General features: G+C 31.5%; 27 protein-coding genes. 23 read left to right on the top strand and 4 right to left on the bottom strand.

Annotated elements, in window-relative coordinates:
* Positions 1-160: 160 nt before the first annotated feature.
* From M0M44_RS14885 to rlmH, 7 genes are all read left to right on the top strand, one after another.
* Positions 161-1,261 carry a DNA alkylation repair protein gene (locus M0M44_RS14885; protein WP_248726360.1) on the top strand — a complete coding sequence of 367 codons (1,101 nt, stop codon included), beginning with the start codon at positions 161-163 and terminating at the stop codon, positions 1,259-1,261.
* 545 nt (positions 1,262-1,806) lie between these two features.
* A complete protein-coding gene (locus M0M44_RS14880; protein WP_248726359.1) occupies positions 1,807-2,688 on the top strand; it encodes a pirin family protein in 882 nt (293 codons plus the stop codon).
* Between the two features lie 2 nt (positions 2,689-2,690).
* A complete protein-coding gene (locus M0M44_RS14875; RefSeq protein WP_095927723.1) occupies positions 2,691-3,086 on the top strand; it encodes an OsmC family protein in 396 nt (131 codons plus the stop codon).
* A 6-nt stretch (positions 3,087-3,092) separates the two neighbouring features.
* Positions 3,093-3,377 carry a GNAT family N-acetyltransferase gene (locus M0M44_RS14870; protein ID WP_248726358.1) on the top strand — a complete coding sequence of 95 codons (285 nt, stop codon included), beginning with the start codon at positions 3,093-3,095 and terminating at the stop codon, positions 3,375-3,377.
* A gap of 234 nt (positions 3,378-3,611) precedes the next feature.
* Positions 3,612-5,027, top strand: coding sequence for an amidohydrolase family protein (locus M0M44_RS14865; protein ID WP_248726357.1), 1,416 nt, complete (start codon positions 3,612-3,614; stop codon positions 5,025-5,027).
* 89 nt (positions 5,028-5,116) lie between these two features.
* Positions 5,117-5,422, top strand: coding sequence for an antibiotic biosynthesis monooxygenase family protein (locus M0M44_RS14860; RefSeq protein WP_248726356.1), 306 nt, complete (start codon positions 5,117-5,119; stop codon positions 5,420-5,422).
* 174 nt (positions 5,423-5,596) lie between these two features.
* A complete protein-coding gene (gene rlmH / locus M0M44_RS14855; RefSeq protein ID WP_035648259.1) occupies positions 5,597-6,070 on the top strand; it encodes a 23S rRNA (pseudouridine(1915)-N(3))-methyltransferase RlmH in 474 nt (157 codons plus the stop codon).
* A 25-nt stretch (positions 6,071-6,095) separates the two neighbouring features.
* Here rlmH and M0M44_RS14850 read toward each other — a convergent pair whose 3' ends face one another.
* Positions 6,096-6,728, bottom strand: coding sequence for a hypothetical protein (locus M0M44_RS14850; protein WP_248726355.1), 633 nt, complete (start codon positions 6,726-6,728; stop codon positions 6,096-6,098).
* 137 nt (positions 6,729-6,865) lie between these two features.
* Positions 6,866-7,690 (bottom strand): dihydropteroate synthase, encoded by an 825-nt coding sequence (gene folP, locus M0M44_RS14845; RefSeq protein ID WP_248726354.1) that lies wholly within the window; start codon positions 7,688-7,690, stop codon positions 6,866-6,868.
* Positions 7,691-7,837: 147 nt separating this feature from the next.
* Here folP and M0M44_RS14840 point away from each other — a divergent pair, with 147 nt between their 5' ends.
* The 5 genes from M0M44_RS14840 to tpiA all read left to right on the top strand — a co-directional run bounded on the left by M0M44_RS14840 (position 7,838) and on the right by tpiA (position 12,049).
* On the top strand, positions 7,838-8,380 hold the full coding sequence (locus tag M0M44_RS14840; protein WP_248726353.1) for a DUF1599 domain-containing protein: 543 nt from the start codon (positions 7,838-7,840) through the stop codon (positions 8,378-8,380).
* Between the two features lie 89 nt (positions 8,381-8,469).
* Positions 8,470-9,570 carry a BT_3928 family protein gene (locus M0M44_RS14835; RefSeq protein ID WP_248726352.1) on the top strand — a complete coding sequence of 367 codons (1,101 nt, stop codon included), beginning with the start codon at positions 8,470-8,472 and terminating at the stop codon, positions 9,568-9,570.
* Between the two features lie 152 nt (positions 9,571-9,722).
* Positions 9,723-10,382, top strand: a complete 660-nt coding sequence (locus tag M0M44_RS14830) for an alpha/beta hydrolase (protein WP_248726351.1) — start codon at positions 9,723-9,725, stop codon at positions 10,380-10,382.
* 324 nt (positions 10,383-10,706) lie between these two features.
* A complete protein-coding gene (locus M0M44_RS14825) occupies positions 10,707-11,204 on the top strand; it encodes a TlpA family protein disulfide reductase (protein ID WP_248726350.1) in 498 nt (165 codons plus the stop codon).
* 92 nt (positions 11,205-11,296) lie between these two features.
* Positions 11,297-12,049 (top strand): triose-phosphate isomerase, encoded by a 753-nt coding sequence (tpiA, locus tag M0M44_RS14820; protein WP_248726349.1) that lies wholly within the window; start codon positions 11,297-11,299, stop codon positions 12,047-12,049.
* 58 nt (positions 12,050-12,107) lie between these two features.
* Here tpiA and M0M44_RS14815 read toward each other — a convergent pair whose 3' ends face one another.
* Together M0M44_RS14815 and M0M44_RS14810 are read right to left on the bottom strand one after the other, a co-directional pair.
* Positions 12,108-14,504 carry a hypothetical protein gene (locus tag M0M44_RS14815; protein WP_248726348.1) on the bottom strand — a complete coding sequence of 799 codons (2,397 nt, stop codon included), beginning with the start codon at positions 14,502-14,504 and terminating at the stop codon, positions 12,108-12,110.
* Positions 14,464-15,411 carry a hypothetical protein gene (locus M0M44_RS14810; protein WP_248726347.1) on the bottom strand — a complete coding sequence of 316 codons (948 nt, stop codon included), beginning with the start codon at positions 15,409-15,411 and terminating at the stop codon, positions 14,464-14,466. The genes M0M44_RS14815 and M0M44_RS14810 overlap by 41 nt, the downstream gene beginning before the upstream one ends.
* 365 nt (positions 15,412-15,776) lie before the next feature.
* On the opposite strand from M0M44_RS14810, the gene prmA reads away from it, so the two are divergent.
* The 11 genes from prmA (at position 15,777) to M0M44_RS14755 (ending at position 23,590) form a co-directional block, all read left to right on the top strand.
* The gene (prmA, locus tag M0M44_RS14805) at positions 15,777-16,610 is read left to right on the top strand and encodes a 50S ribosomal protein L11 methyltransferase (protein ID WP_248726346.1); all 834 of its coding nucleotides are present in this window, start codon (positions 15,777-15,779) and stop codon (positions 16,608-16,610) included.
* Positions 16,611-16,646: 36 nt separating this feature from the next.
* A complete protein-coding gene (locus M0M44_RS14800; RefSeq protein ID WP_095927736.1) occupies positions 16,647-16,922 on the top strand; it encodes an ATP-dependent Clp protease adaptor ClpS in 276 nt (91 codons plus the stop codon).
* Positions 16,923-17,182: 260 nt separating this feature from the next.
* The gene (locus M0M44_RS14795) at positions 17,183-18,454 is read left to right on the top strand and encodes a sterol desaturase family protein (protein ID WP_248726345.1); all 1,272 of its coding nucleotides are present in this window, start codon (positions 17,183-17,185) and stop codon (positions 18,452-18,454) included.
* A gap of 8 nt (positions 18,455-18,462) precedes the next feature.
* Positions 18,463-19,149, top strand: coding sequence for a lysoplasmalogenase (locus tag M0M44_RS14790; RefSeq protein WP_248726344.1), 687 nt, complete (start codon positions 18,463-18,465; stop codon positions 19,147-19,149).
* A 20-nt stretch (positions 19,150-19,169) separates the two neighbouring features.
* Entirely contained in the window at positions 19,170-19,616 is a 447-nt protein-coding gene (locus tag M0M44_RS14785; protein ID WP_248726343.1) for a 2-dehydro-3-deoxyphosphooctonate aldolase, read from the top strand.
* 27 nt (positions 19,617-19,643) lie between these two features.
* The gene (locus M0M44_RS14780) at positions 19,644-19,970 is read left to right on the top strand and encodes a hypothetical protein (protein ID WP_248726342.1); all 327 of its coding nucleotides are present in this window, start codon (positions 19,644-19,646) and stop codon (positions 19,968-19,970) included.
* A 252-nt stretch (positions 19,971-20,222) separates the two neighbouring features.
* Positions 20,223-21,041 carry a 3-deoxy-8-phosphooctulonate synthase gene (gene kdsA, locus M0M44_RS14775; RefSeq protein WP_248726341.1) on the top strand — a complete coding sequence of 273 codons (819 nt, stop codon included), beginning with the start codon at positions 20,223-20,225 and terminating at the stop codon, positions 21,039-21,041.
* 19 nt (positions 21,042-21,060) lie between these two features.
* The gene (locus M0M44_RS14770; RefSeq protein ID WP_248726340.1) at positions 21,061-21,966 is read left to right on the top strand and encodes a hypothetical protein; all 906 of its coding nucleotides are present in this window, start codon (positions 21,061-21,063) and stop codon (positions 21,964-21,966) included.
* A 99-nt stretch (positions 21,967-22,065) separates the two neighbouring features.
* Positions 22,066-22,743 (top strand): YiiX family permuted papain-like enzyme, encoded by a 678-nt coding sequence (locus M0M44_RS14765; RefSeq protein WP_248726339.1) that lies wholly within the window; start codon positions 22,066-22,068, stop codon positions 22,741-22,743.
* Positions 22,744-22,829: 86 nt separating this feature from the next.
* Positions 22,830-23,282: a ubiquinone biosynthesis protein COQ4 gene (locus M0M44_RS14760; RefSeq protein ID WP_248726338.1), complete on the top strand. Its 453-nt coding sequence runs from the start codon at positions 22,830-22,832 to the stop codon at positions 23,280-23,282.
* Positions 23,283-23,287: 5 nt separating this feature from the next.
* Positions 23,288-23,590: a hypothetical protein gene (locus M0M44_RS14755; protein WP_248726337.1), complete on the top strand. Its 303-nt coding sequence runs from the start codon at positions 23,288-23,290 to the stop codon at positions 23,588-23,590.
* The last annotated feature ends 34 nt before the right edge of the window (positions 23,591-23,624 follow it).

Genomic DNA, 23,624 nt, shown 5'->3' with positions numbered 1-23,624 from the left:
ATTTGAAAGTTCTGACAACATGAAAAATTACATAAAACATTAAATATCTCTTTTTTAACCATTAAGATATTCCGAAAAATAAAGTTACAATTCTTAACAAAACTTAATCTCTTAATAAGCGTTCAATTAAATATCTTTGAAATTCAATCAAACAAAATTTATGGGATTAATTAAAGATATTTACTCGGTTTCTTTTTACGAAAAATTTGGTCAGGCTGTCGCCGAAGTGCATCCTTCATTCGACAAAAAGAAATTCATCGATACCATTTACAAAGGTGATTTTGCTCAAAAAGAATGGAAAGAACGAATGAAACACACCACAGTTGTACTTCATCAATTCATGCCTCAAAATTTCGTAGAAGCCACTACTTTAATTGATAAAATCATCGAAAACTTAAAGAAAAACAGTTTTACTGATGGCAATCTAGCCTTTATTTTCTTTGCCGATTATATCGAAATGTATGGTTTAGATGATTTTGAAACTTCGGCGAAAGCCTTTGTATCAATTACTCAATTTATAAGTTGCGAATTTGCTGTCCGTCCTTTTATTTTAAAGTATAAAGAACAAATGATTAACGAAATGGTAAAATGGTCTCTACATGAAAATCATCACGTTAGAAGATTGGCCAGTGAAGGATCACGCCCGAGATTACCTTGGGCGATGGCAATTCCGTTTCTTAAAAAAGATCCATCTTCTATTCTGCCAATCTTGGAAAATCTAAAAAATGATACATCCGAATATGTCCGCAGAAGTGTTGCCAATAATTTAAATGATATTGCAAAAGATAATCCGCAGATCGTTCTTGAAATTGCTTCTAGATGGAAAGGAAACAGCAAAGAAACTGACGGGATTATTAAACACGGCTGTAGAACTTTATTAAAACAAGGTCATCCAGAAATTTTAAGTCATTATGGTTTAGAAAGTACGAATATTGAACTTTCGGCTTTCGAAATCAAAACGCCAACTGTAAAAATTGGAGATTATCTGCAGTTTCAATTTCATTTAAATAATAAAAACGAAGAACCAAAGACGATTCGTTTAGAATACGCCGTTCATTATAAAAAAGCAAAAGGGCATTTGGCTAAAAAAGTTTTTAAAATCAGCGAGAAAATCTATCAGCCTAATCAATTAACTAAAATTGAAAGAAATCAATCTTTTAAGTTAATTACGACCAGAGTTTTTCATACTGGAATTCATCAATTGTCTATTATAATAAATGGAACAGAGAGCGAAGTTTTGGAGTTTGAATTGATTGATTAATCCTTTTAGCACTTATATCTATTACTATTCTTTTTTACCAATTTCATCAATCGCTGAAAGATTATTTTTTTCCCTTCTGATAAGCTTTAAACTTAATTTTATTAAAAAATAAATAATAAGAATATAAACTGTTAAACAAAAAAGAAATCCAATCGTATATCCTGGAGCCCCTACGACTCCATCCTCAAATTTTTTCTTGCAGTTTGCAAATTGGATAGGAAATGCATAAAATGCAGGAAAGAAAAGTAAAATAGTGAATAGCAATATTGTAATACCAGTTATTTTTTTTAGTATTTTAATTTATATTTTGATTTCAAAATTTTAATGTTCGTTGCAAGCTTTATGAAATAGGATTCTATTTATTTTCAAATATATTATTTTTCTTTTCAAATAAACTTAATTTTAATCATCACTATAAAACTACCTGAGTTTTTTCATATTTTTATAACTCAAAAAAATCTAATTACAACTTTTCTTAACCTAAATTAAGTTACAGATTTCTATCACAACTGTAATTTTGTTTTCAAATCAAATCAATATACCACATGTCAAATATCAGTTTAATTATCGAAGAACGTGCTGCCAATATTGGCAACTTTATGGTAGGCCGTTTATTGCCTTTTCGCGAGAAAAGAGCTGTTGGCCCATTTGTATTTATCGATCATATGGGACCTGCACATTTAAGTGATCATGAAAATATGGATGTTCCTCCGCACCCGCATATCGGACTTTCTACTTTGACATTTTTGTTTGAAGGAAGCATTATGCACCGCGATAGTTTAGGAACAGAATTGGAAATAAAACCAGGTGCTGTAAACTGGATGACAGCTGGAAAAGGAATAGTTCACTCCGAAAGAACACCCGAATATTTAAGACATTCAGACAAAATGCTTCACGGATTACAGATTTGGGTGGCGCTTCCAAAAGAATTGGAGCAAATGGATCCCAATTTCACTCATGTTGAAGCTGATGATATTCCGGCTTGGGAAGAAGATGGCGTTTCATACAAATTAATTGCTGGTGAAGCTTTTGGCAAAAAATCTCCAGTTCCTGTTTATAGTCCATTGTATTTTATTGAAATTAAAAGCAAAGAAGCGAAGAAAATCAATATTGGACAACATTTACTTGGCGAAAGCGGTTTGTATATTTTAGATGGAAGTATCAAAAATGGCGAACATACTTACGATCCGAGACAAATTCTGATTACTACAGAAAGTTCTCTTTGTGAGTTCGAAATTGCAGCAAATTCAACTGTTTATATCTTTGGCGGACAGCCTTTTCCTGAAGAACATTTTATCTTTTGGAACTTCGTTTCATCTGACAAAAACCTCATCGAAAAAGCAAAAACAGATTGGACAAATCAAACTTTCCCGAAAGTTCCAGGAGAAACTGAATTTGTGCCATTACCAGAACCAAGAATCAAATAAATATGGATACAGTAAAAGCAACAATAGATACAAGAAAATATCGCACAGAAATAACTTCTAAAACTGGAAATATTCTAATTGCTGACGAACCGCAGGAAATGGGTGGAAAAAATTTAGGCTTTAGTCCGTTTGAACTTTTGGCTTCGTCTCTTGCTTCCTGCACGCTAATTACATTGCGAATGTACATTGACCGCAAAGCTTGGGACGTTTCAGAACTTACAATCTGGGTTGATTTTGAAAAAAACGAAGAGCATACTGTTTCTTTATTTTCAACCAAAATCTTAATTACAGGAAACGTAGACGATGCTCAAAAACAGCGAATTTTAAAAATTGCCAACAGCTGTCCTGTTCATAAAACACTTATAAACACAATTAAAATAGAAACTTCTTTAGTATAAAACAATATGGAAATTCAACAAATAAACGATATAAGAAAAGGCTATTTTGAAGCCATAGAAGACGGAAAAGAAGTCGGGAAAATGACTTACACTTGGGCGGGAGATTCCAAATTCATCATTGACCACACCGAAGTAAGTCCCGAGTTTAACGGAAAAGGAGTCGGCAAAAAACTGGTTATGGCTGCCGTAGAATATGCTAGAAACAATAATCTAAAAATTATTCCGCTTTGTCCGTTTGCAAAAAGTGTTTTTGATAAAGTTGAAGAAATTCGTGATGTACTTTTTTCGTAAGGTGCTAAGGTTCTGAGTTTCTAAGATTCTAAGTTTTTTTTACCGCAAAGAGTACAAAGAATTACGCAAAGTCCGCAAAGTTTTTAGACAAAGCTTTGCGAACTTTTGCGTTTGTATTAAGCTATGTCTGAAATAAAACCTTGCGTTCTTTGCGTTAAAAAATAACACAAAGAAATTCGATTTTTTAAATTTCTCCGAAAAGTCGTATATTTGCGCGTAATTTAATCTTACAGTATGACAAGAATAATTACGCTTTTCTGTTTTTTTATAGCACAAATTGGCTTTTCTCAATCGGCTGAGAGTTATTTAGAAAAAATCAGAAACAATGAGGCTCTCTTAACAGCTTTTTTTCAACAAATGCCTAAAGGAGGCGATTTACACCACCATTTTTCAGGATCAATTTATGCAGAACCTCTTTTAGAAAGAGCTATAGCAGAAGACTTTTATTTGAATCTGGAAACTATAGCAGTTTCTAAAACCAAACCCGAAAAAGGAAACTGGGAAAAATTCTCCTCTCTTAATAACAAAGGAAAATTAGAATATTACGAACAGCAAATCATGCAGACTTGGTCGGTAAAAGATTATAATGGTTCTGTTCCTTCTGATGATCAGTTTTTTGATTCTTTCATGAAATTTGAACCCACTATTGCAGGTCATTTTGCAGAAGGAATGCTTGAACTAAAAAAGCGCGCCATTGCAGAAAATGTTACTTATATTGAAACACAATTATCAACAATTCCTTGTGATATGAATGTTTCTGACTTAGCTGATTTCAATACCAAACTTCGCCAAGCTGCAGAGCAGAAAGACGAAAAAGCAGTTCTGAAACTTTTGGATGAATTGTATAAATCGCTTCAGAAAAAAGATGCAAAAAAATATGCTGACGATTTCAACAATAATTTCATTGCCAAACTGCACAAGGATTTAAAAATGGATGACGATAAATTCACGATGCGTTATCAAAACTTTGTGCTTCGTTTTATGGAACCTGTAGATTTGTTTAAAAATCTAGTTATTGCTTTTATTTCGTCAAGCGAAAGTAAATTGACTGCTGGTGTAAATATCGTTTCGCCAGAACACGGACAGACTTCTATGAAAGATTACTGGCTTCACATGGTGATGTTTAAATACTGTCATTCTAAATTTCCTGATGTAAAATATACGCTTCATGCTGGCGAATTGACTTTAGGTTTAGTTCAGCCAGAAGAATTGACTTGGCATATTAATGACGCCATTTATGTTGCAGGCGCGAACAGAATTGGCCACGGAGTTGATATTGCTTACGAAGCCAATTCTTATGATTTGTTGAAATATATGGCTCAAAAAAATATTCCGATTGAAATCAATTTAGTGAGTAATGAGTTCATTTTAAAAGTAAAAGAAAACAGACATCCATTTACGCTTTACAAAGAATTTAATGTACCAATCGTAATAAGCACTGACGACGCTGGAATTTTAAGAAGTAATATGACAGAGCAATATGTTTTACTGGCAAAAAGATATCCTGAAGTGAACTACGAAACAATTAAAAAATACGTTTACAACAGCATCAATTACAGTTTTATTCAGGATGTAGCCGTTAAAAAACAATTGATTAGAGATCTTGATAATAGATTTAAAACTTTCGAAGCGAAGTTCTCCAAAAACTAGTACAAATAAAAATCTGCTACATCTGTTAAATCTGCGGGAAAAATATACTCTCGCAGATTTGGCAGATTAAGCAGATAAAATTCATTAAAATGATTTTAGAAGCAGTTTTTCTTTTTATAAAACCAGAATTAGCACATCAATTTGAGGCTGATTTTGCAAAAGCAAGTCAGTATATTTCATCAATCGAAGGTTATTTAGGGCATCGTTTAGAGAAATGCCTCGAAGTAGAAAACAAATACCTTTTATTGGTAGATTGGAATACGTTGGAAGATCATACAGTGGGCTTTAGAACTTCTGAAGCGTATTTGGAATGGAAAAAGATTCTACATCATTATTACGAACCTTTTCCTATTGTAGAACATTTCGAAACGGTTTTTGAGAATAAAAAACAGTAAATTTATTTGTATAAACAATTAAACACATAGAAATACAGATATAAAGCTTTAAAAACATAGCTATTTGTATTACAACAAGTTAAACACCTTTACAGACAAAAAGAAACTATGTTTCAATGTGTTTAAAATAAATTTGTGCTAATTCGAGCAATTCGTGGCAAAAAAACTAAACCAATGAATATCAAACTTATCGCCATAGGCAAAACAGATAACAAGTCATTGCAGACTTTGATTGACGATTATACCAAACGTTTGTCGTTTTACATCAAATTTGATTTGGAAATAATTCCCGATATCAAAAACGTAAAAAACTTATCTGAAAGTCAGCAAAAGGAAAAAGAAGGTGAATTAATTTTGTCTAAACTTTCAGCAACCGATCAATTGATTTTACTGGATGAAAACGGAAAAACATTTTCGAGCGTTGGGTTTTCTGAAGAACTACAAAAGAAAATGAATTCTGGTGTTAAAACTTTAGTTTTCGTAATTGGCGGCCCTTACGGATTTTCTGAAACCGTTTATAAAAAAGCCCAAGGAAAAGTTTCGCTTTCTCTAATGACATTTTCGCATCAAATGGTTCGCTTATTTTTTATCGAACAATTGTACCGCGGATTTACCATTTTACGAAACGAGCCTTATCATCATCAATAGTTTTTTGTTTCTTTTGTTTCATTTATTAGAAAATGAATTCCACTGGAAGCGTATCAAGATTGTGAGTCACATCTTTTTGAAGTAAAATTTTATATTGAATATATTCCTCATAGCTCATATTCTTGTCAAACAAAAAAACTAAATCTGGTACTTTCGCAAACTTTATACTGTAAAAATGTTTTAGTATTTCTGATATTTTTATTTCCTGATTTCCCATAAACACTCGTTTTTTCCCTTTACTAAAATAAACCACAAAACTTCCTGCAGTAGGTTTCTCCATTTTATAAAACACTTTCGTGAAAGGCAAAAAAGCTAAATTCTTTCCAACAGAATCTGCGTACGAATAATAATTCTCTGCATTTTCATTTTTATGCGCGCTGTCAGCTCGCTTTTTTTCCTGCAATTTCATTACCTCTGGAATTACCAATTTTAATGGCAGACGTTTGTCTATGTTCAAAATCCAATTGGTTGAAATGATACTGCTTTTTCGGTTTACTTCAGCAATTGTATCTTTTCCTTCGACTTTAAAAAAGATGTAAATTGGCGAAAGATCTTGTACGTCTTTTACAATCGTAATGTTTGATTTTGGAAGTAGAACGTCTTCTTTTTTTCCGCAGGAGAAAAGAAGAAAAGCGATGATTAGGGTAAAGTATCTCATAATTTTAAAGTTCATTTTACACAAAGTATGTCATTTCGACGAAGGAGAAATCACACTAGGAATTCCTCAAAGAGAATCGCTAATCTTTGTCGAGTTTCGAGTGCGATTTCTCCTTCGTCGAAATGACAAGTGGTAAATTATAAATTCATTTTCTCAAACAAAGTAACACACTCCACCGCTTCTTTCACATCATGAACCCGAAGAATCTTCGCTCCTTTTGTCAATGCAATTGTATTCAAAAAAGTGGTTCCGTTTAAAGCCTCTTGCGGCGTAATATCAAGTGTTTTATATATCATTGATTTTCTTGAAATACCAACTAAAACAGGCAGTTCTAATACATTAAAAAGCTCCATTTTTTGCATCACTTCATAATTCTGATCGGTTGTTTTGGCAAAACCGAAGCCAGGGTCTAAAATCAAATCATTGATTCCTAAAGCTCTTGCTTTTTTCACTTTTTCAGAAAAATAAAAAAGCATTTCTTTTATAATATCATCATACTGCGTTAAACTCTGCATGGTCTGCGGATTGCCGCGCATATGCATCATAATGTATGGCACATTGTATTTTGCAATAACCTCAAACATTTTCTCGTCTAATTCGCCAGCTGCAATATCGTTTATAATCGCAGCGCCGCTTTCTATACTTGCTTTTGCAACTTCGGTTCTAAAGGTATCAATTGATAATAAAGTTTCTGGAAAATGCTTTAAAATCAATTCTATCGCCGGAACGATTCGGTCAATTTCTTCTTGTTCCGAAACGAATTCGGCACTCGGTTTGCTCGAATACGCACCAATATCAATAAATGCTGCTCCTTCAGAAAGCATTTTATCAACCTGAGAAATAATTTCGTCTTCGTTTTTATATTTTCCTCCGTCAAAGAAAGAATTCGGCGTAACATTTAAAATTCCCATTACTTTAGGAATCGATAAATCTATAAGTTCGCCTTTGCAATTAATTGTCATTGTTTATTTTGTTTCAGGTTTCAGGTTTCAAGTTGTGCATTAACACTTTGTTAAGAAAAAACTTCAAACAAAGAAAACCTCAAACTTGAAACTCTTAAAAAATTATCCTTATTTTTGAAGAAATTTTAGCAAATATACAGCATATAAATGAAGAATACTTCCCAAGAATTTGATAATGTTATCGAGGTTTGCCGAACCTTGTTCATCAATAAAATGAAAGATTATGGTAGTGCATGGAGAATTTTAAGATTGCCATCGCTAACAGATCAAATTTTTATAAAAGCGCAGCGAATCAGAAGTTTACAAGAAAATGATGTTCGTAAAGTGGATGAAGATGAAAAAGGAGAATTTATCGGAATCATCAACTATTCTATTATGGCTTTGATTCAATTGGAATTAGGCGTTGTCGATCAGCCAGATCTTGACGTTGAAAAAGCAACTGAATTATACGATGCTAAAGTAAAGTTAACCAAAGATTTAATGGAAGCCAAAAATCATGATTACGGCGAGGCTTGGCGTGATATGCGCGTGAGTTCTTTAACTGATCTGATTTTACAGAAACTCCTTCGCGTTAAGCAAATTGAAGACAACAAAGGAAAAACAATCGTATCTGAAGGTATCGATGCCAATTATCAGGATATGATTAATTATTCTGTTTTTGCTTTAATCTTAAACCCTATAAACAAATAAAATTCTAAAATATAAATTCCAAATTCCAACTTTTCAATATGATTTTGGAATTTGGGTTTTTAAAAAATTGAATTTTAAATTTAATATTTATGAAAAACATCATTACCCAATTCTCCCGATTATTTGTCGGTGTCCTATTTATTATTTCCGGATTAATAAAACTAAATGATCCTGTTGGATTCTCTTATAAATTGACAGAATATTTCAGTGAGCCTGTTTTTAATATGCCTTTTTTAGAGCCATTTACATTAGGATTGGCTATTTTTCTAGTAATTCTAGAAGTAGTTTTGGGCGTAATGCTTTTGGTTGGATATAAATCAAAACTAACGATTTGGGCTTTATTGCTTTTAATTGTTTTCTTCACTTTCCTTACCTTCTACTCTGCTTATTTTGACGTAGTAAAAGATTGCGGATGTTTCGGAGATGCTTTACACTTAACGCCTTGGCAGTCTTTCACCAAAGATGTTGTTTTACTTTTCTTTATCTTGATTTTATTCATTAATAAAAAATTAGTTAAACCTTTATTTTCAAAAATTGTAACTAACATCATTGTTTTAATAAGCATCGTTTTATGCGTATTTATGGCCGTTTGGGTAATCAATCATAATCCTATCAAAGATTTCCGTCCATATAAAGTAGGAACGAATATTGAGAAAGGAATGGAAATTCCAGAAGGCGCGCCAAAATCGGTTGTAGAAATGATTTTTATCTACAAAGTAAATGGCGTTGACAAAGAATTTACAGAGAAAGATTTAATGAATATTCCAGAAGGTGCTGTTTTTGTGGATCGTAAAGACAAAGTAATCTCTGAAGGTTACGTTCCTCCTATTCACGATTTTACTATGACAAAAGATGATTCTGATTATAAAGAAGAATTGTTAAAAGAGCCAAAATTGCTAATCTATGTAACTTACGATTTGAATTTATCAAATCCAGAGGGAATGAAAAAATTAGCAAAAGTTACTGCAGATGCAAAAGCAAAAGGGTATAAAGTAATTGGAATGACTGCTTCTGGAGCTGATGAAATTGCCAAAGCTAAAAAAGATTATGCTTTAGACATTGATTTCTATTTCTGTGACGGAACAGCTTTAAAAACTGTCGAAAGAGCAAATCCAAGTATTGTAGTGGTACATGACGGTACTATCGCTCAAAAAGTGCATTACAATGATGTAGATGACTTGAAACTCTAAGAAGTTTAAAATATCAGATATTAACAGAACGCCAATATTCTTTTTTAGATTTATTGGCGTTTTTATTTTAATATCAATTTCATTAAAACTTAATCTTTTAGATTCTATATAAAAATCCTACATTTGGTCAAAACCAAAAACCGATACGATCAATGCAAAAACTCTTTAAAGCCTTAACTTTTTCGCTTACAATTTTATCAAGCATTTTATCTTTTAGCCAGACAAAAGATGAAAACCAACGTTACATTTTCTTTTTTCATAACAAATTTGTTCAAGAAAATCCTTTAAACGCAATTCATCCTGAATATGGAAAGGCAGAATACAATGAGATTTTAGAATCATTCAGAAAAGATAATTTTATTGTTTTTAGCGAAAAAAGAAAGAAAAACACAAATGCTGCTGAGTACGCAGAAAAGATCGTAAAACAGGTAAAAGCATTAATTAAAAAAGGTGTTCCTCCAAATCATATTACCGTAATTGGAACTTCACAAGGTGGCTATATTGCCCAATATGTTTCGACTTATCTCTCTAATCCCGATGTGAATTTTGTTTTCATTGGATGCTTTAGAGATGTCGATATTCAAGAAATTCCCGATATTAATTTCTGTGGTAATATTTTAACCATTTATGAAAAATCAGATATTTACGGAGTTTCTGCGATAAAGCGAAAAGAAACTTCGAAATGCAAGATAGATCATTTTAAAGAAATTGAACTTAACACAGGGCTAAAACATGGCTTTTTGTTCAAAGCTGCAGACAATTGGATTGCTCCGAGCAAAAAATGGGCAAATGGCAATTATGAATTAAATTAAGAATTGAAAAAACATAAAGAAGCCTTCAATAACTTTGATTTTATTGAAGGCTTTTTCTATTGCAATCTGACGTTTTTTTGATTAAAATCTTTCTCTAAAAATAAAATTTTTATCATTTTTTTATCTGTAAAACACCCCAAGTTAGAAAAAAAATGATTTTCCACCTCTACTATTACGATTTCAATACTGTTTTTTCAACCAAAAAAAGTCGATTTGTTACAAAATAAACGACTCTTCAAATTTTGTTAATCTACAATTGGCATTCAATTTGTTTGTTTAACTTTGTGAATTCAGTACCCTAATAAAAAATAATTTTAATCAAATATGAAACAATTAGTTCTAGTCGTAATTGCGTTTATTTCTTTTTCTTGCTCACAAGCTCAAAAAACAGCTTTTTCTAAAGAGGCTCTGTCTGAGAAATTACTAGCCACTGATGGAAGTCAGGTTACTTTCAAAAATATCTTAAAAAAATACAAAGGCAAAACTTTAGTTATTGAAGTTTGGGCTTCTTGGTGTGGTGATTGTGTGAAAGCAATGCCAAAATTAAAAGAGCTACAATCTAATAATCCTGATGTATCTTATTTATTCATTTCTGCTGATAAAACTGCTGATAAATGGAAAGCTGGAATCGAAAAACACGAATTAAATAAAGGAGATCATTACATGATGAATGATGGCATGAAAGGTCTTTTTGGAAAAGCGATTGACTTAGACTGGATTCCAAGATACATTGTAGTGGACAAAACTGGTAAAATCGTTTTATACAGAGCAATTGAAACTGATTTTGAGAAAATCAATTCTACTTTACAATCATTGAAATAATCTTTCAATAACAATGTCAAAATTCAAATATCAATTTTGGACTTTGGCTTAAATTCAAACAAAAAACAAAAAAATAATATAAAACTACCAAAATGAGAAAATCGATTGTTGCAGGAAACTGGAAAATGCATAAAAATGCTGCGCAAACTGAAGAATTATTAAACGAATTAGTGGCTAAAATTCCAGCTAAAACAAATGCACAAGTTATTGTAGCTCCAACTTTTGTAAACTTACAAGCCGCTGCTGCAAAATTAAAAAACACAACTATTGGTGTTTCTGCTCAGAACGTTCACCAAGCTGAAGGTGGTGCTTTTACAGGAGAAATTTCTGCAGATATGTTAACAAGCATTGGTGTTAACACAGTAATTTTAGGTCACTCTGAGCGTAGAGCTATTTTCCACGAAACTGACGCTTTAATTGCAAACAAAGTTGATACCGCTTTAAAACACGACATGACAGTTATTTTCTGTTTTGGAGAAGAATTAAAAGACCGTCAATCTGACAATCATTTTAATATTGTTGAAAATCAATTGCGTGATGGTGTTTTCCATATTGCTAAAGAATCTTGGTCTAAAATTGTTTTAGCTTACGAACCTGTTTGGGCTATTGGAACTGGAGAAACTGCTTCGCCAGAGCAAGCGCAGGAAATGCACGAATTTATTAGAGAAACTATCCGTAAAGCTTTTGGAGCTGATATTGCTGATGAAGTTTCTATTTTATACGGTGGTTCTGTTAAACCAGAAAACGCTAAAGAAATCTTTGGTAAACCAGACGTAGATGGTGGTTTAATTGGAGGTGCTGCTCTAAAAGCTGATGACTTTTTAGCTATTGTAACAGCTATCTAATTTTAGATTTTACCTTATAAAAAAAAGCGTTCGCTGTGCGAACGCTTTTTTTTATGCTTTAATTTATAAAATTTTCAATTGTTGGACAATTGTATTTTTTAAAAGTTTCAGTTGATCTATAAACTGTATAAAAATTAGTAAGTTCCTTAACTCCTTTAAATTTTCCAATACCAAAATCATAATTGTAAAATGGGTAGAATATATAATAAACCGGGTCAATGTAAAAACCTGAATATTTATAAGGAAAGTAATCTAATGCATAAGAATTGAAACCTGAAAACTCATATCTATAATAATTACATTCAAAAATCATTAGGTTTGCTAATGCTTTTTCTTCATCATTTTTAGATAACTTCAATGCTTTTTCATAATACATTTTTGCCATTTTCAAATTACAGTAATTATCATTTTGGTATTTTTCATTTTTATTATCTCCTGATTTATAATAACAGACCATAGCCCAAGAATTACCTATAGAAGAAACATTAAAATAAGCATGTCCTAATTGCAAATTACTGGCTGCTGTATTTTGCTTTTTTAATTGAATAAGTTTGGCAATAAAATCGGCTTTATTAAAATAATAATCATATTTTCGGTCTTCCGATCTTGTTAAGTCTTTTGGTATAAATGGATCTTGTTTTAAACTGCTTTCACAATCCTCCTTTTCCTCATTATTCCAAAAACTATTAGGTATGGTTGAAAAAGCTGTATACGCTAAATCTAAATCATCATCTCTAAAAGCCATTGTTCCTTTTAAATTTTTGTAAATATTTACATTGGGAGCTAAGGTTTTTAATGAAATAAATTTTTCAAAAGACGTTGTGTTTTGTTTTTCTTTTAATCCGATTAAATAATCTATATCTTTTATTTTTGCATGCCTGTCTAAATATTTAATATAATCAAAATCACTCATTTCTCTATCTTCCATTTTATATTCTTCAGCATAATTCGATTTTATCAAAAATAAAGCAGCGACAGCTTCATCTCCTTTTTTATGAAATTCGTCACTCGCAACCAAATACAAACTGTATAAACACTTTTGCAATGCTTTCTCCTTTTTGGCTAAATTTTCAACCGAATTAAAATATGTAAGAAGTTGGTATCGAACTTTTTTACTTTTAAGATTCTCTGTTTTTAAAGATGCCATGGCTAATAGAATATTCTTTTGAACTTGTATAGATTCATTAGACTTATCAGAAATCATATCTACATATTTTTTTGCCAAATCAGCCTCATTATCCATTAAATAAAGATGAGCAATTGCAGCTGCTACAAAGTCTCTTTGTTCTCCAATAGTTTCTTGGTGCATATTAATTAAAAACCCTCTGAAATTTCTTAAATAGGAAATGTCATTTTTATAATTTTCTTTAATACATTTTTCAAAACTATCATCCCAATTGCCATGACAAAGTACCGATGGGGTAAATCCTGTATATTTAATGGAAAAAGTCCAGTCTTCTATTTTATTAATTTCTCTCCCAATTAAAAAAGCTAAAAGTATATTATTAGGACTTGCTTTTCCTATTTTTTTAATCACATCCAGACATGGCTTGGGATTATGGAAATTCTGAGTTGCTAGAGCAATGCTTTTTGCATTTCTATTTTCGGGTAAACGCATTGCGTTCATTAGTAATTGTAGATCTTTATTGTGCAATATTAACGATGTTTTATAACCAAAACCAGCTAAAAAGTTGTGTAGTGCATAACTGCTGGAACCATTATTAGTAAAATACGATCCTCTATAATCTAACGCCCATAATTCTATGATTGAATTTAAACCGTTTCCAAAATAAGTATTATATAAACGGATCACTTCTTTCGAGTTATCTTTATAAAAATAATATCTCAAAATTAAAAAGGCATATCGCTTTCTCAAGAATGCATCTTTAGTATTTAAAAGCTTCTTTTTATAATCATTAATATCGATTGAATAATTATTTATCTGCCAAGTTCGAATATTATGTTCTATTTTCTTTGCTAATAAAACACAATCTAAAAAACCTTTATTTTTTGGCATTAACAAACTATTAACAAAGGTATTTCCCTTAAAAGCAGTTCTGAATGATTTCGACTCATATGCGTTTACAAATTCAGCTGTTTTTCTATGATACAGAATATCATAAATATCATCGACATTGATTTTATTGCCTAATTTTTTTTTCCATTCCAAGCAGTTTAATTCTTTTTCACTAAGATCTATGTTAGAAGCCTCATTCGTGTCGTAAGGCCAGATATCCTGTCCAGTATAGAACGAATATGTAGATGTATAATTATATGAAGTATAATTAAACGGACTAAGTCCCGCGAAACCACTTCGCTTTGCCATAAAAATTGCCACTCTCGTTCTTTCATCTCCAAAATCGTCTCCGATACAAGCAAAAGAGACCTGAAAACTAAATAGTAAAATTAAAAGACTAAAACTGCGCATAATATTTTGATATTTTTTGAATTCCATAATCATTTATATATTTTTTATCAAAAGCGAAAAATGTAACTTTTGTTTGGTTATCTATTTTAATTTTATTTTTTACAATCGAAATCATTTTTTCAAGCTCGTCATCTGAAATTTTTTCGATCCGTATCAGGTCTCCGTTTCTCAAATATTTCTTTCCAATCAGGATATCATTTTTTAGAATATAGTTATTAGCATTTAGTTGCTTTAATTCTACGCTATCGCTTAGTAGTTTACTATAATCTGACAAAATCCCTTTAAACTGGTTTCCTCTAAAAACAACTGCCCAACTGTATATTGGCAGAGCAATATCAAGTTTGAGTTTATATTTATCATGGGTAATATATTGTGCTAATTCGCGGCTGGTCCCTATAGAATTTTCTGCATTAATATCCGTTGGTTTACTGATATTATAACACATTAAAAGTCCTCGATCTACTGGCGGCACACCAGCTTTTGTAGCATATTTATACTGCCATAGCCTAATTGTAGCGGCTATTTTTATATTTGGGCAATTGTCTTTAATCCTTTTTAATAAATAAAAATAATTGTCTTTTGTTTTTGGAGACCAGTCACAATCGATCAAAACTTCTTTAAAATCTACTTTTGAGTAAATTGTTTTATTACGCTTAAATTCAATGCTGTTGTCTGCTATTGCCTCTACCCTATTAATTATTCGAATGGCGAGAGTATCTAATTGTTCTTTGTTAGTTTGCAAAAAGACCTCGTTTTTTATAAAAACACAGGGTGTAATTTCAGTTTTACTTTTATTAAAATTAATAGTTTTAATATCTGCAACTGGCACTGCTTCATCATCATTGGCTCCCCAGTCAACATCAAAAAACCGAACATAAAGATGTTTGACTTTTAAATTTTTGATTAATGAATCATCTTTAGCATCAAAATTCAAATCTGTTTTCCAATAACAAAAAGAACGAATTCCTTCTTCTTTTTTAGTACATGAAAGTCCTAAAAAAATCAAAAGCACTATTGTAAAACTTATATTTCTCATTTATTCTCTTATTTACACAAATAACATAAAATTCTTACAAATATTGTGTTTTAATAATTAAAAAATTGAATATATTGTTTCTTTTTTTTAAGGAACTTCTGTATTAGATTTTAGATTTTAGATTTTAGATTTTAGATTTTAGATTTTAGATTTTAGATTTACAAAAAACCATTCGCGATGCGAATGGTTTTTTTGTTTTGGAATTTGGATTTTTTGAATTGAAGTTTATAATTTAAGAATTACCTTTGCAAAAATTTTTATTTATGTCAAACATCTATTTAGGATATCATTTTACTATTGAGCCAAAAGAACTGGGTTCTGAAATTTTAGTGGCTGAACTAGGCGAAAAAGCGTTTGAAAGTTTTACAGAAACTGAAAATGGAATTTCGGCTTTTGTGAAGAAAGATTTATGGGATGAAAATATTCTGGATGATATTTACATTTTACAATCTGAAGAGTTTAAAATTGAATATACAATCGAAGAAATCGATCAGGTGAACTGGAACGAGGAATGGGAAAAAAACTTTGAACCAATCGATGTTGATGGAAAATGCCATGTAAGAGCTCCTTTTCACCCAAAAACCGATGCTGAGTTTGATATTTTGATTGAACCAAAAATGAGTTTCGGTACTGGTCATCATGAAACTACCCACATGATGATTCAGCATTTGTTGGAAATGGATGTAAAGGGTTTAAAAACACTTGATATGGGCTGCGGAACTGCCATTTTAGCTATTTTAGCTGAAATGAAAGGCGCTGAACCAATTGATGCCATAGATATTGACAATTGGTGTTATTTAAACTCAATTGAAAATGCCGAACGCAATAATTGCAAACACATCAGCGTTTATGAGGGCGATGCTGCTTTATTAGCGGGTAAAAAATACGATTTAATCATTGCCAATATCAACAGAAATATTTTGTTGAACGATATGCAGTCTTATGTTGATGCTTTAAACCCAAAAGGAATTATTCTTTTTAGCGGTTTTTATGAAGAAGATATTCCATTTATTGATGCTTCTTGCATTGAAAAGGGGTTAACTTATGTTAAAAAGCTTCAAAGAAACAACTGGGTATCTTTAAAATACGTAAATTAGATACTGATAATCAATTCAGTACAAAACCTATAAGACATGAGTACTAAAGAAAAAGTAAGAGAAAGAGTTCGCGAAAAAGAAGCCATTGCTTTTAATAACGAGATCATTGTGTATAATGATGATGTAAACACTTTTGATCACGTAATCGATACTCTTATGCGTGTTTGCGACCACACGGCTGAACAAGCTGAACAATGCTCTTTGATTGTTCATTACAACGGAAAATGCACTGTAAAAACTGGTCCGATTGAAAAACTTAAACCTCAATGCACACAACTTTTGGAAGCTGGACTTAGCGCCGAAATTGTCTAATTGATCCATAATTTAAAAACGCATTCTGTTTTATTCTATATTGAATAAAATAGAATGCGTTTTTATTTGCCTTACTTTTAAAGTAAAAACCAAAATACAAGAATTGGTTTTCTGTAAAATTTTCTTTTTAACCATAAGAATCCTTTCTCTATTTTATTTGTTTTAAATCAAAATATCACATTAAAAACCGTTTAATTTAACAATAATTTAAAAAGCATTCTATTTTATTCTATATTTGAATGAAATAGAATGCTTTTTTTATGGAAGAATATGGAAAGATATTGATCATTGCAATGCCTATTTTTTTGACTTTAATTATCATTGAAAAAATATATGGCATTTATGTAAAAAACGATACAGCGCCCTTAATAGACAGCGTATCGAGTATCAGTTCTGGAATAACCAATTCGGTAAAAGATGTTTTAGGACTCAGTATTACTTTTCTTTCGTATGAATGGCTCGTTTCTAAAATTGCATTACAGCACTTAGAAGCCAATCTTCTATCCTATTTTATAGCCTTTTTTGTGATTGATTTCTACGGATATTGGAGTCATAGACTAGCTCATCAGATTAATTTTCTTTGGAACAAACATGCTATTCATCACAGCAGTGAAGAATTTAATCTAGCCTGTGCATTACGCCAGCCAATTGCCAGTTTGGTTAATCTCTTTACTTTTTTATTGATTCCTGCTGCTTTACTGGGCGTTCCTGCTTCAGTAATTGCGATAACGCTTCCTATTCACTTGTTTTTGCAGTTTTGGTATCATACCAAACACATCAAAAAAATGGGCTTTTTGGAGCATATTTTAGTAACTCCTTCGCATCATCGCGTACATCATGCTATTAATCCAGAGTATCTAGATAAAAACCACTCTCAGATTTTTATTTTTTGGGATAAACTTTTTGGCACTTTCCAAGAAGAATTAGACGAAGTTCCACCAGTTTTCGGAATCACAAGACCTGCCAATACCTGGAATCCTATTAAAATAAATTTTCAGCATTTGAGCTTACTTATAAAAGATGCCTGGCGCGCTCCAAAATGGAAAGACAAACTCACTATTTGGTTTAAACCAACAGGTTGGCGCCCCGAAAACTTTGAAGAAAAATATCCTGTAAACAAAATTGAAAATGTTTTTAATTTTGAGAAATACGGCACTCAAAACTCTCAAAAATTAATTTACTGGTCTGTCGCACAAGTTTTAATAACATTATTATTTGTGAGCTATCTATTTGAAAATATTGCCAAAATTGGTCTCCCAAATATTTTTATCTACGGCTTTTTTATTTTCCTAACCATATATAGTTACACTGAGTTAATGGACAAAAGTAGATTTGCTCTTTTATGGGAAGGCATCCGATTGGCAGTAGTAATTGGCATTATTAGCTATTACGGAGACTGGTTTGGACTAAATCGTGCCATTCCAATTAGTAATTATATTATTTTCACATACCTTATCTTATCTTTTTTAACAACACTTTATTTTGTTAATTTTGACTTTAAAACCAACCAAAACCAATATACCAATTCATAACCCCTATTATGAGAAACTCATCTTTTTTTAAAATTTACGCTGCATTTAGTGTCGTTTACCTCATTATTTTGCTCACTGGCCACGAACGATTTGATCTTTTTCTTAAGCCCATTCTAATTCCAATTATTGGATTTGGCGCTTACTTTTATAGAAATTTTCCAACACAAAATATTTTATTGGCTGCGCTTGTGCTCTCTTGGCTTGGAGATGTCATTTTACTTTTTACAGATCTGGGTGAAATTTATTTTATTTTAGGACTCGTATGTTTTCTATCTGCACATATCATCTACTGCATTCTTTTCAATAAGCAGAAGAGAATTAGAAAAAAACAAAACAAACCAATTTTTATATTTGGCAGCATATTAATTGCAGTTTATTTAATTGGGATGGTTTATGTATTAATGCCTCATTTGGGAGATCTTGAAATTCCTGTTTCTATTTACGCTTCAGTAATTTCAATTATGCTTTTATTTGCTTTTAACGGATTTTTAGTATGGGAAAAACCAGGAAATCAGCTCGTGTTTTTAGGTGCTGTTTTCTTTATTATTTCTGATAGCATTCTTGCTGTAAATAAGTTTTATGCTCCAATTCCTAAAAGCTCCTTTTTTATTATGCTAACTTATCTTCTGGCACAATATCTGATTGTAGTTGGTATTTTAAAATTAAATCCAAAAAAAGAACAGCAAACCGTTTAACTTTTCCAACAACCTCAATCATGAAAAAAATAACTCTTTTAATTGTTTTAGTAATCTTTGCTTCTTCTTGCGTAAGCACAAAATCGACTTTAAAAAATGTTGATGATAATGCGCCAGATTTGATTTTGAAGAAGGACAATACCTTTGCTATAACGCAATTTGCCAAAGACAAAAAGTATGGTTATGATCCTGATTATCCAGTTAATATATTTTTTCAAAATACAAATAGTGAGACTTTAAACGAAACCCGTTTCTTAAATGCTTTGGCTGGTCCAAATGGCGAAAAAATTACTTATACTAGATTAGAAACCTGTTGTCCGTTTCCAACCAAAAGAAGCAATATGGGCGCTGGATTTTTGAATGTTTATGAATTGAAATGGGAAGGGCAGAAAAAGCCTGTAAAACTATATTTGAATATTTATGAAAAGGGAATTTTAATGGTTCCGATGGGATTGAGGTTGAAATAGAATAAGCTCATATTAAGAATTAAGATTATGCTTAATGTATTACCGCTATTGCTTATTATTTTACCCGTAGTATCACAATTAATCTTGGGAACATTTTCTATCTATAAACCTTCCTCGTTGAAATTCAACCGAGTTTCTTGGATCAATTTTATACTGCAAATTATACTTTCTTTTGTGGCTTTTAATATTGCTGATTATAATTTTTCTAAACAATATGAACAATATCCAAATCCTATGAGATGTGGTATGCCACTTGTAGGAATGGCGGTAGCTTGTTTCTTTTTACTTTTTGTTCTGATTTTGATCATTGTAATTCAATTTTTAATTAAAAGATGGAGAGTAAAAGAAATATGACATAAATCTTATTCTTAATAAAAAGACAGCATTAAACTGCAAACCTTTATAACATGATAAATGTCATTTATTAGTTTCTTCTCATGCTTTAATATTGCCTCGGAAAAAGCATTTAATCGTTTTAGAGAAATTTTAGCAATTCGTTAATTCTACTTAGCTCCTAGTCAGCTATTCGAGTTCTTAAAATAATCTTAATTCTTCATCTGCTATTCATAAATCATAACTACCTTTGCAGTGCAAAAAAATAATTTTATGAACTTACAACATATTCCACAAATTAAGCATACTGACAGCGGGAATTTCTTTTTATTGGCAGGGCCTTGTGCTATCGAAGGAGAAGAAATGGCGTTGCGAATTGCTGAAAAATTAGTTGGTATTACCGACAAACTTCAGATCCCTTACGTTTTTAAAGGATCTTTTAAAAAAGCAAACCGCTCTAGAATTGACAGTTTTTCTGGCATCGGTGACGAAAAAGCTTTAAAAATTTTAAGAAAAGTTTCAGAAACTTTTCATGTTCCAACTGTAACAGATATTCATACAAACGAAGATGCTGACATGGCTGCGCAATACGTAGATGTACTGCAGATTCCTGCTTTCCTAGTTCGCCAGACCGATCTTGTGGTTGCTGCTGCAAATACAGGAAAAGTAGTTAACTTGAAAAAAGGACAATTTATGAGTCCAGAGAGCATGAAACATGCTGTTCAAAAAGTATTAGACTGTAATAATGAGAATGTTATGGTTACAGATCGTGGTACTATGTTTGGCTACCAAGACATGATTGTTGATTTTAGAGGTATTCCTACTATGCAGCAATATGCTTCTACAGTTCTAGATGTAACGCATTCTTTACAACAGCCAAATCAGACTGCTGGTGTTACAGGCGGAAGACCTGACATGATTGAAACAGTGGCAAAAGCCGGTATCGCAGTTGGTGTTGACGGTATTTTTATCGAAACACATTTTGATCCTGCTAACGCAAAAAGCGATGGTGCTAATATGCTTCATTTAGATTATTTTGAAGGTTTAATGAACAAATTAGTAGCTATTAGAAAAACAGTTAACGCATTTTAAATTATAATACTTAAGTTCTTTGAAAACAAAAATTTTATTTTTCTTATTGGCTTGTGTTTCTTTAAACACATTTGCTCAAGAAGAAATACCGGTACAAAAATATGCTGCCCATAACAAAGGAAAATTCTTTGTTATGTGGGGTGGTAACCGAGAAAGCTACTCAAAATCTGATGTAAACTTTAGAGGTAAAGATTACAATTTTACAGTTGAGAATATGCAAGCTCATGACAAACCAAAAGGTTGGCATGTGGATTACATCAATCCCGTTAACATGACTATTCCTCAAACCAATTTGAGATTGGGTTACTTTTTTAGTGATCATTATAGTGTTACAATTGGTGTTGACCACATGAAATATGTAATGTCACAGAATCAAATTGCAAATGTTACCGGAAACATCAATTTGCCTGCAGATGATCCAGCATCAATTTACAATGGTAATTACAACAATACTCCTGTCGACATGTCTCAGGGAGGAGCTAAAGAAGGTGGTTATGGCAATGGCGAAATAAATGTAAATGGCCCAGCTTTTTTAATGTACGAACATACAGATGGTTTAAACTACATTAATACGGAAGTTGCAAGATTCGATGATGTTTCAAAATGGTTTGGATTACCCAATATTGATAAAGTTCAGATTAACTTAACCGAAGGTATTGGCGCTGGCGTTTTATATCCTAAAACCAATACTACCCTTTTAGGTAAAGAACGTCACGATGATTTTCACGTTTCTGGTTATGGTGTTTCTGCAAAAGCTGGTTTAAACGTTACTTTCTTCAAGCATTTCTATATTCAGGGAGAGCTAAAAGGTGGTTATATCAATATGCAAGACATTAGAACAACCACGAGTAATGAAGATAAAGCTTCTCAGCACTTTACTTATTTTCAACGCATTATTGCTGTTGGAGGTATTTTTAGACTCTAACATTTCGTAAAATATATTTAGAAAATAGCTGTCATTTTATTTGGCAGCTATTTTTTTTATTAATTACTTTGTACTTCAAAGTACTTTAAATTTTACTTTATGAAAAACAAAAAATACCTATTTCCAATTATTACTTTTTTCTTAAGCTTTGGCTGTGCCTTATTCGTGGCTATAAAAGTTTTTCCTAATAATCCGTTTACTGGAACATCCAAAACAGAAAAAACAGCTGTTAGCAAGTTTAAAGACGGAGATCTTATTTTTCAGACATCAGAATCTAAACAGTGTGAAGCAGTTCGTATTGCGACAAATTCGAAGTTTTCTCATTGCGGAATCATTTATGATATTAACGGAAAATGGTTTGTTTTTGAAGCTGTTCAACCTGTAAAGCTTACTCCGTTAGAAGATTGGACTCAACATGGAAAAGATCATAAATATGTCGTTAAACGACTAAAAGACGATAGTGTTTTAAAACCAGAAGTTTTACAAAAAATGAAAGACTACAGCCAGCAATTTGATGGTAAAGAATATGACGCGTATTTTGAATGGACTGATAACAGGATATATTGCTCTGAATTAATCTGGAAAATTTATAAAAATGCTGCAGGAATTGAATTGTCTCTACTTAGAGAATTGAAAGATTTCAATTTGCAAGATCCTAGAGTTCAAAAAATACTAAAAGAACGTTATGGTAACGACATACCACTAGAGGAAAAAGTCGTTGCTCCTTCTGACATTGCTGATTCTAATTTATTGAAAACTGTCGTAGACACTTATTAAAAATATAAAAAGCTAGTCGATATTCTTTCTAGCTTTTTTATTTACCTATTTACTTTGAAATTCAAAGAACTTTTTAAAACTAACCTATGAGAGATTATCTGATTGAAAAATTGTATGAATGTTCTAAAAAACCTTATCAAAAATATTTCAAGAAGAACCAGCCGTGGAATATTGAGAAAGGTCTCTTAATGGATTTTCCTGAACAAAGCCTAGGATTTAGCTTAGGAAATTTTCTTTATAAAAATCATTTTGATCTTCAGGAAAAACTGGAAGATCACGACATTATTCATGTTCTGACTAATACTGGAATTTCAGTTTATGAAGAAATTGGAATGCAGTATTATTTATTTGGAAATGGAAAAAGAAGCTTATATCTGTATATGGTAATATTATCTGGAACAATCTTTTATCCGAAGCGAATAAAATACTTCTTTCAGCAATACAATCGAGGTAGAAAAGCGCTGCCATTTCATTACTTGGATTTTTCAAAAATGCTTTGTATGCCAATTCAAACTATTCAGCAAACTTTTAAAATTTAAAAATCATGAAAACAATTTATAATCCTTCTGAAGAAAAACAGTCTACAGAATTAGCTATTGGCACATTTGCAATCAGTACAATTCTATTTATCCTTTATATCATTTCAAACGGAAATTCTATGGTTTTAGTTATTGCATGGCCTTTTGCTTTAGGGGCAATAATTGTAAATGCAATTATGTTTGTGCATTTGACAGATCTGTTTATTCATCTCTCAGAACAGCGAAAAGATATTGGAGTAAAACTTCTAATTTTAATTTCAAATATTCCAATCCTCTTTTTTTATTATTTGATTGTGATGAAATCTTGACATAAAAAAAGCCACAAGTAAAAACTTATGGCTT

It is taken from the genome of Flavobacterium humidisoli (assembly GCF_023272795.1).
GTDB classification, from domain to species: Bacteria; Bacteroidota; Bacteroidia; order Flavobacteriales; family Flavobacteriaceae; genus Flavobacterium; species Flavobacterium humidisoli.
This window is presented reverse-complemented; position numbering and strand designations above follow the sequence as displayed.

Excerpts from the sequence above, each read along its gene's own strand:
- M0M44_RS14765 (WP_248726339.1), top strand. The coding sequence starts at position 22,066 with ATGAAAAACAAAAAATACCTATTTCCAATTATTACTTTTTTCTTAAGC.
- M0M44_RS14885 (WP_248726360.1), top strand. The coding sequence starts at position 161 with ATGGGATTAATTAAAGATATTTACTCGGTTTCTTTTTACGAAAAATTT.
- M0M44_RS14830 (WP_248726351.1), top strand. The coding sequence starts at position 9,723 with ATGCAAAAACTCTTTAAAGCCTTAACTTTTTCGCTTACAATTTTATCA.
- prmA (WP_248726346.1), top strand. The coding sequence starts at position 15,777 with ATGTCAAACATCTATTTAGGATATCATTTTACTATTGAGCCAAAAGAA.
- M0M44_RS14800 (WP_095927736.1), top strand. The coding sequence starts at position 16,647 with ATGAGTACTAAAGAAAAAGTAAGAGAAAGAGTTCGCGAAAAAGAAGCC.
- kdsA (WP_248726341.1), top strand. The coding sequence starts at position 20,223 with ATGAACTTACAACATATTCCACAAATTAAGCATACTGACAGCGGGAAT.
- M0M44_RS14865 (WP_248726357.1), top strand. The coding sequence starts at position 3,612 with ATGACAAGAATAATTACGCTTTTCTGTTTTTTTATAGCACAAATTGGC.
- M0M44_RS14880 (WP_248726359.1), top strand. The coding sequence starts at position 1,807 with ATGTCAAATATCAGTTTAATTATCGAAGAACGTGCTGCCAATATTGGC.
- M0M44_RS14755 (WP_248726337.1), top strand. The coding sequence starts at position 23,288 with ATGAAAACAATTTATAATCCTTCTGAAGAAAAACAGTCTACAGAATTA.
- M0M44_RS14760 (WP_248726338.1), top strand. The coding sequence starts at position 22,830 with ATGAGAGATTATCTGATTGAAAAATTGTATGAATGTTCTAAAAAACCT.
- M0M44_RS14780 (WP_248726342.1), top strand. The coding sequence starts at position 19,644 with ATGCTTAATGTATTACCGCTATTGCTTATTATTTTACCCGTAGTATCA.
- tpiA (WP_248726349.1), top strand. The coding sequence starts at position 11,297 with ATGAGAAAATCGATTGTTGCAGGAAACTGGAAAATGCATAAAAATGCT.
- M0M44_RS14825 (WP_248726350.1), top strand. The coding sequence starts at position 10,707 with ATGAAACAATTAGTTCTAGTCGTAATTGCGTTTATTTCTTTTTCTTGC.
- M0M44_RS14815 (WP_248726348.1), bottom strand. The coding sequence starts at position 14,504 with ATGGAATTCAAAAAATATCAAAATATTATGCGCAGTTTTAGTCTTTTA.
- M0M44_RS14850 (WP_248726355.1), bottom strand. The coding sequence starts at position 6,728 with ATGAGATACTTTACCCTAATCATCGCTTTTCTTCTTTTCTCCTGCGGA.
- M0M44_RS14795 (WP_248726345.1), top strand. The coding sequence starts at position 17,183 with ATGGAAGAATATGGAAAGATATTGATCATTGCAATGCCTATTTTTTTG.
- M0M44_RS14870 (WP_248726358.1), top strand. The coding sequence starts at position 3,093 with ATGGAAATTCAACAAATAAACGATATAAGAAAAGGCTATTTTGAAGCC.
- M0M44_RS14840 (WP_248726353.1), top strand. The coding sequence starts at position 7,838 with ATGAAGAATACTTCCCAAGAATTTGATAATGTTATCGAGGTTTGCCGA.
- M0M44_RS14875 (WP_095927723.1), top strand. The coding sequence starts at position 2,691 with ATGGATACAGTAAAAGCAACAATAGATACAAGAAAATATCGCACAGAA.
- rlmH (WP_035648259.1), top strand. The coding sequence starts at position 5,597 with ATGAATATCAAACTTATCGCCATAGGCAAAACAGATAACAAGTCATTG.
- M0M44_RS14860 (WP_248726356.1), top strand. The coding sequence starts at position 5,117 with ATGATTTTAGAAGCAGTTTTTCTTTTTATAAAACCAGAATTAGCACAT.
- M0M44_RS14790 (WP_248726344.1), top strand. The coding sequence starts at position 18,463 with ATGAGAAACTCATCTTTTTTTAAAATTTACGCTGCATTTAGTGTCGTT.
- M0M44_RS14785 (WP_248726343.1), top strand. The coding sequence starts at position 19,170 with ATGAAAAAAATAACTCTTTTAATTGTTTTAGTAATCTTTGCTTCTTCT.
- M0M44_RS14835 (WP_248726352.1), top strand. The coding sequence starts at position 8,470 with ATGAAAAACATCATTACCCAATTCTCCCGATTATTTGTCGGTGTCCTA.
- folP (WP_248726354.1), bottom strand. The coding sequence starts at position 7,690 with ATGACAATTAATTGCAAAGGCGAACTTATAGATTTATCGATTCCTAAA.